Source organism: Aromatoleum diolicum, assembly GCF_012910955.1.
Taxonomy (GTDB): domain Bacteria; phylum Pseudomonadota; class Gammaproteobacteria; order Burkholderiales; family Rhodocyclaceae; genus Aromatoleum; species Aromatoleum diolicum.
In genome coordinates this window covers 1-1,116 of record NZ_WTVQ01000108.1, presented here as the reverse complement: position 1 = coordinate 1,116, position 1,116 = coordinate 1, and the positions used below count along the sequence as shown (strand labels likewise).

The window sequence follows — 1,116 nt, the reverse complement described above, 5'->3', positions numbered from 1 at the left end:
TCCAGCCTCTCGGGCAGCAGCGCCTCCTGTGTGCGGCTCTGACCTTCGACGAAGCGCTTCATGGTCACTGATCACGCTGATAACAATGCAGATATCATACAACATCGACCGTTTTTACACAGCCTCGGCTAGAAGCGGACTGTTTAGTCACTGTAGCGCTCGCGATAGCGGACCCCGCTCTTTCCGAATACGATATGCGCGCGCTCTTGACGACGAATTGGAGGTCAGTGTGGAAATTGGAATCATCGGTTCCGGTCCGATCGGACGCACGCTCGCGGGTCACCTCATGGCGCTCGGTAATCACGTTTCTATCGCCAACTCTCGTGGTCCGGCTTCCCTGGCGGGGGTAGCCACCGAGACCGGCGCCACAGCGGCCACGGTGGAACAGGCATCTCGCGCGCGTGACGTCGTCATCATTGCGATTCCTGAGAAAGCGGTGCCCCAACTTCCGCTCGGCTTTCTGGTTGCCACGTCGGCGGTCGTGGTCGACACAGGCAACTACTACCCGTCGAGAGACGGCCGCATCTCCGAGATCGACGGCGGCCTGGCGGAGAGCGCTTGGGTCGCGCGAGTGCTCGGCCGCCCTGTCGTAAAAGCGTTTAACAATATCGTCGCGCCCAGCTTGGCGACGCGTGCCGTTCAGGCCGGCTCCCCCGGGCGGATATGCCTTGCGGTCGCGGGCGATGAAATCCCAGCGAAGGAAATAATTCTCCGCTTGATCGATGCGATCGGCTTCGACGCAATAGACGCCGGTACGCTCGCCGAATCTTGGCGACAGCAACCCGGCGCCCCCGCCTACTGCCGAGACCTAGGAACGGAGGGACTCAAAGCAGCGTTGGCCGACGCGAACCCTGCGCTGATCGACACCTACCGTGCTCAAGCAGACGAGGTTGCGCGCCCGTATTTTGCGTGACATTCGAGGGCCATGCCCTTGCAGCGCTGCCAGCGACCGTCCGCAGCGGGTCGCGAACCGGACGTCGTAAATTGGCCGAGGCTGTGTAAAAACGGTCGATGTTGTATGATATCTGCATTGTTATCAGCGTGATCAGTGACCATGAAGCGCTTCGTCGAAGGTCAGAGCCGCACACAGGAGGCGCTGCTGCCCGAGAGGCTGGA

1 protein-coding gene is annotated in these 1,116 nt (G+C 61.0%); it reads left to right on the top strand.

The genetic code is table 11. The features are described 5' to 3' along the window. The first annotated feature begins 229 nt into the window (after positions 1–229). Entirely contained in the window at positions 230–913 is a 684-nt protein-coding gene (locus GPA25_RS23605; protein ID WP_169262832.1) for an NAD(P)-binding domain-containing protein, read from the top strand. The last annotated feature ends 203 nt before the right edge of the window (positions 914–1,116 follow it).